The organism is Pseudomonadota bacterium (assembly GCA_039714795.1).
GTDB lineage: Bacteria > Pseudomonadota > Alphaproteobacteria > JAGOMX01 > JAGOMX01 > JBDLIP01.
On record JBDLIP010000118.1, the window covers coordinates 1 to 5217 of the forward strand.

Consider the following 5217-nt stretch of genomic DNA (forward strand, 5'->3'; position numbering starts at 1 on the left):
AAACTGACCTCTGTATGGTTCCTCTCCTGATCTGTCATCTTTATAAGCAAAAATGTTCCCCTGTACAAATATTACACTAATATCTAAACGTTTTTTCTTTGAATCTCTTTGAATACTGAAAATATACCAAAGAGAGTCCATCCATAATGCATTGAAAAACAAGGCATTAGTGCCGATCATGATTCTAAGTTTCGCTATTTTTTTACTTAACTGAAGAAGTTAGTATCGAAATTTTTGATTAGGAAGAAAATCTACTACCCACATGTTTTTCAAAAGAGCCAAAGAATTGGATCCTGTCCCGGATCCTGCACCTTCTCATCTTCCCTATTTAGCCCAATCACTTTTTCCTCTATAATCACCTGCATATTGCAAATGCACGGACGTTTAAGAGGCTTTAAGTGGTATCTTCGCTCAACGAATTGCTACACAAGATTCAAGAGGCATTGAAAACTGATTTGTTGGAGGACAGCATTGCGGCAGATCAGCTTAGCATTGTTGTGCCTGTTAAAGCTATTGCTAAAATTTTGACTTATTTGCGTGATGCAGAAGGTCTGTTATTTCGGCAATTGGTTGATTTATGTGGGGTGGATTACCCAGCGCGCACGCCTAGATTCGAAGTGGTATATCATTTGTTGAGCCTCAAACATAATCAACGCCTGCGGGTGAAAATTCGGGTTGATGAGGCGGATATGGTACCATCAATTTGCTCTATCTTTCGCTCTGCTAATTGGCTCGAGCGAGAAGTCTGGGATATGTATGGTATCCGCTTTGCAGGTCATCCGGATTTGCGTCGTTTGTTGACGGATTACGGTTTTGATGGATTTCCCATGCGCAAAGATTTCCCCCTGATTGGCCGCGTTCAGGTGCGCTATGATCAAGAAACCAAGCAGGTACAAAACGAACCCGTCAATTTGCAACAGCAGTTTCGCAGTTTTGATTTTGAAAGTCCCTGGGAGGGAATGGTGACAGCTGCACAGCATGCATCTCCTATCATACCGGGAGATGAAAAGGCGGCTGACAAGCAGGAGGAAAAATCAAAATAAATGCCACGCTCTGAAAAACAAAACATGACCCTCAATTTTGGACCGCAGCATCCGGCAGCCCATGGTGTGTTGCGCTTGATTCTTGAGATGGACGGGGAGGTGATAGAACGCGCTGACCCGCATATTGGCTTGCTGCATCGCGGCACCGAAAAGCTGATTGAGCATAAAACTTATCTGCAAGCAATTCCCTATTTTGATCGCCTGGATTACGTTGCCCCAATGTGCCAGGAGCACAGTTTTGCCATTGCAATAGAACGACTGCTCAATATCGAGCCACCGCCGCGCGGCCAATATATCCGGGTGATGTTTGCTGAAATTACCCGGCTTTTGAATCATCTTCTCAACATCACCACTTATGCTCTAGATATCGGTGCCATTACGCCATTGCTGTGGGGGTTTGAAGAACGGGAAAAACTGATGGGCTTTTATGAGCGGGTTTCAGGTGCGCGTATGCATGCCGCCTATTTTCGCCCTGGGGGCGTGCATCAGGATTTACCTGACGGCTTAATGGATGATATTCACGAGTATTGTCAGCAGTTCCCGGCATTTCTGGCTGACCTTGAGGGGCTCCTGACGGAAAACCGTATCTTTAAACAACGCAGCGTTGATATTGGGGTGATGGGCGCAGATGAAGCCATCAACTGGGGCTTTACCGGACCGATGCTGCGTGCCAGCGGTGTGGCGTGGGATTTGCGTAAAGCGCAGCCTTACGACGTCTATGAGCAAATGGAATTTGATATTCCTGTTGGCAAGCATGGAGATTGCTATGCTCGCTACCTTGTCCGAATTGAAGAGTTGCGCCAGAGCATCAGAATCATCCAGCAATGTTTAAACAAAATGCCGGAAGGCCCGGTTATGATCGAGGATCAAAAGATTGCTCCTCCCAAACGCGCTGAGATGAAAAGCTCAATGGAAGCCATGATTAATCACTTTAAACTGTATACCGAAGGATTCCATGTCCCTAAGGGAGAAATTTATGCAGCAGTTGAAGCACCTAAGGGGGAGTTTGGCGTTTATCTGGTAGCCGATGGTAGCAATAGGCCGTATCGCTGCAAGATCCGTCCTCCTAGCTATTTCTTTTTAGCAGCTATGGAAAAACTCTCTAAAGGGCATATGCTGGCAGATGCTACAGCCATTATTGGTGCTATGGATATTGTCTTTGGGGAGATCGATCGGTAGGACTATACCAGTGAGGTATCAAATTTTGCATACACTATGCTTTGTTACGATCTTTTCGAAATTGATGAATTTGAAAAAAATCATCAAGACAAGCAAATTGCCATATGCTAATGTGTTGTACGGGCTTTACATTATTTCTAAATCAATTTTCAAAATGCTGGCAGAGGTGGGGTATAAGCCTTTCTTTATCCAAAGCTTGGGTTGTCAATGAGTGAGACATTTACGTTTACAGCAGAAAACCAAAAACAAGTGCAAAAGATTTTAGCGCGCTACCCCGTAGGCCGACAAAAAAGTGCAATTTTGCCGTTGCTGGATATGGCGCAACGGCAATGCGGTGGTTGGCTGCCGCAACCGACACTTGAACACGTTGCAGATTTGCTGGGTCTGTCGCCGATGCATGTCTACGAAGTTGCCTCATTCTATACGATGTTTCACCTCAAACCCGTGGGTAAATACCACGTGCAAGTTTGCACCACCACACCCTGCTGGTTGCGGGGTAGTGATGATGTGGTCAAGTTGTGTCAGAAAAAGCTGGGTATTAAACTTGGCGAAACGACTCCAGATACAGCTTTTTCTTTATCTGGAGTTGAATGCTTGGGTGCGTGCGCCAATGCGCCGATGATGCAGATCAATGATGATTATTACGAAGATTTAACCTCAGAGAATATTGAGAAAATCTTGGATGAGCTTAAGTCAGGCAACCCTCCAAAGCCTGGGGCACGGTGAATTCCAAGAAAGCTGGGGGTAGAAGGGGCCCATCATCCTCACCGCCCATAACGCAGTAACTTGGCATTGACGGCGCAGACAATTGTGCTCAGAGTCATTAACACTGCTCCTACTGCTGGACTCAAGATTATTCCTGCTTTGTACAACACTCCAGCAGCAATCGGTATTGCAAAGACATTGTAACCCGTCGCCCACATCAGGTTTTGTATCATCTTTGCATAGGTTTTGCGAGCCAAGCCAATCAGCGCTACCACATCAAGTGGGTTGCTTTTGACCAAAACAATATCTGCTGTTTCAATAGCCACGTCCGTTCCAGCGCCGATGGCAATTCCAATGTCAGCTTGAGCTAAGGCTGGTGCATCATTAACGCCATCACCGGTCATAGCCACAATCCATCCTCTGGCTTTGATTTCTTGAATTTTTTGCGCTTTTTGTTCAGGTAACACTTCAGCAATCACTTCGTTTACCCCCAATTGGTTGCCAATCCAATCTGCCACATGCTTGTTATCACCGGTTAACATAATGCAATGTACTCCCATTGCTTGCAAGGCTTTGACCGCCGTAGTTGATTCTGGGCGAATAATGTCAGCAAGGGCAATCGCCCCCTTCACTTGTCCATCTATCAGCACATACACCACAGTTTTGCCCTGTAGGCTGAAATCTGAAAGCATTGTGCTATTGATTGTGCTATTGAAGGAGATGTTGGATTGCCTTAGGTACCCAGAACCAACCACCTGGATTTTCTTTCCTTTAACAAGCCCTTGGGCTCCTTGGCCTGGAATGGAGATGAAATCCTTAACTGACCATCGTTGGTCACTTTTGCTCACGATGCCGCGTGCGAGCGGATGTTCGGAATTTTGCTCCACCGATGCGGCATAAGTAACCAGTTCTTCTTCTGAAATCGCCTTATCAAATACCAGCACATCGGTGATTCCAAACAGCCCCTTTGTCAGAGTCCCGGTTTTGTCAAACACAACTACCTGAGTCTTGCGTGCAGTTTCAAATGCACTGCGATCCCGGATTAAAAGGCCATGATGTGCAGCAAGTGAAGTTGACACTGCCACGACCAAAGGAACGGCCAGTCCCAAAGCATGCGGGCAGGTAATAACCATCACGGTTACCATACGCTCCATAGCAAAAGATATGCTTGCCTGCGGCATCCACGCCCACGCCGCAAAGGTGAGCCCGCCACCTCCAAGAGCAATCATCGTTAGCCAAAACGCTGCACGCCCTGCAATATCTTGAGTTTTGGATTTGCTGGTTTGTGCTTCTTGCACCAGTTTGATCACATGACTAAGGAATGTTTGATCCCCGATGTTCTCAACACGCACCACCAGCGCCCCTTCACCATTGATGGAGCCACCAATGACCATATGCCCCTCACGTTTTGTAACGGGCAGTGATTCCCCGGTCAGCATCGATTCATTTAACGCACTTTTGCCCTCGACAATTCGTGCATCGGCTGGAACCTTTTCTCCTGGTTTAATAAGAAGCTGATCACCGATTTTAAGATTCTGTAACGCAACAGACTGCGTTTTTCCATTTGCCAGGACTAAGCGTGCAGTTTCCGGCATTAATTTTGAGAGTTCTTTAAGAGCTTCCCCGGCTCCCATTACGGACTTCATCTCAACCCAGTGACCTAACAGCATAATGTCAATCAGCGTGGCCAGTTCCCAGAAAAAAGGTTTTCCCGGCAGACCAAAGACGATGGTGGCACTGTAGATGTAGGCAGTGGTAATTGCCACTCCAATCAAGGTCATCATACCGGGATTTTTGGCTCTGATCTCTGAGGTCAACCCAGTGTAAAACGGCCAGCCACCGTAAAGATAAATAGTGCTTGAAAGTCCAAACAAAACATAGGTATCCCCAGGAAATTGTAGCATTGCATCAAGACCTAAAAGTTTTTGCAACATAGGAGATAGAATAAGGATCGGTATCGTTAATAGCAGGGATACCCAAAATCGCTGGCGATAATCCTGTACCATGGATTGCTGGTTGCCGTGGTGACAGCCTGAATCTTGGTGATTTGTGGTGTGCTTATGCTGTTTTTGTAACATTTTAAGGGTGCCGGACATTTTCTTTCGTGTGTTTTGATTTCACGAGAGTATAGCGTTTGTTTGTTTAGCAATCTACAAACACGGAAGCAGACTTTATCGAAGCTGCATGCATGCAGGGCCACCTCATGAAGATTTATTTATTTTTCATGATAAGCTGGGCTAACGCCTCATCATCCCATGAACAAATTTTTCTATATCCTTTTACCGACTGA

General features: G+C 45.9%; 5 protein-coding genes. 3 read left to right on the forward strand and 2 right to left on the reverse strand.

The features are described 5' to 3' along the window. Positions 1–180, reverse strand: a 180-nt coding sequence (locus tag ABFQ95_07465; GenBank protein MEN8237358.1) for a hypothetical protein, incomplete at its 3' end; no start/stop codon positions are given. Positions 181–398: 218 nt separating this feature from the next. Here ABFQ95_07465 and ABFQ95_07470 point away from each other — a divergent pair. The 3 genes from ABFQ95_07470 (at position 399) to nuoE (ending at position 2948) form a co-directional block, all read left to right on the forward strand. Beyond that, a complete protein-coding gene (locus ABFQ95_07470; GenBank protein ID MEN8237359.1) occupies positions 399–1043 on the forward strand; it encodes an NADH-quinone oxidoreductase subunit C in 645 nt (214 codons plus the stop codon). Beyond that, positions 1044–2222: an NADH-quinone oxidoreductase subunit D gene (locus ABFQ95_07475; GenBank protein MEN8237360.1), complete on the forward strand. Its 1179-nt coding sequence runs from the start codon at positions 1044–1046 to the stop codon at positions 2220–2222. A 207-nt stretch (positions 2223–2429) separates the two neighbouring features. Continuing rightward, a complete protein-coding gene (nuoE, locus tag ABFQ95_07480) occupies positions 2430–2948 on the forward strand; it encodes an NADH-quinone oxidoreductase subunit NuoE (GenBank protein MEN8237361.1) in 519 nt (172 codons plus the stop codon). 38 nt (positions 2949–2986) lie between these two features. Here the strand turns inward: nuoE and ABFQ95_07485 are convergent, their stop codons facing one another. Next, the gene (locus ABFQ95_07485) at positions 2987–5023 is read right to left on the reverse strand and encodes a copper-translocating P-type ATPase (protein ID MEN8237362.1); all 2037 of its coding nucleotides are present in this window, start codon (positions 5021–5023) and stop codon (positions 2987–2989) included. Positions 5024–5217 lie beyond the last annotated feature (194 nt).

What these genes read in the sequence shown, in the direction of transcription:
- ABFQ95_07475 (MEN8237360.1), top strand. Translation starts at nt 1,044, where the DNA reads ATGCCACGCTCTGAAAAACAAAACATGACCCTCAATTTTGGACCGCAG.
- nuoE (MEN8237361.1), top strand. Translation starts at nt 2,430, where the DNA reads ATGAGTGAGACATTTACGTTTACAGCAGAAAACCAAAAACAAGTGCAA.
- ABFQ95_07485 (MEN8237362.1), bottom strand. Translation starts at nt 5,023, where the DNA reads ATGTCCGGCACCCTTAAAATGTTACAAAAACAGCATAAGCACACCACA.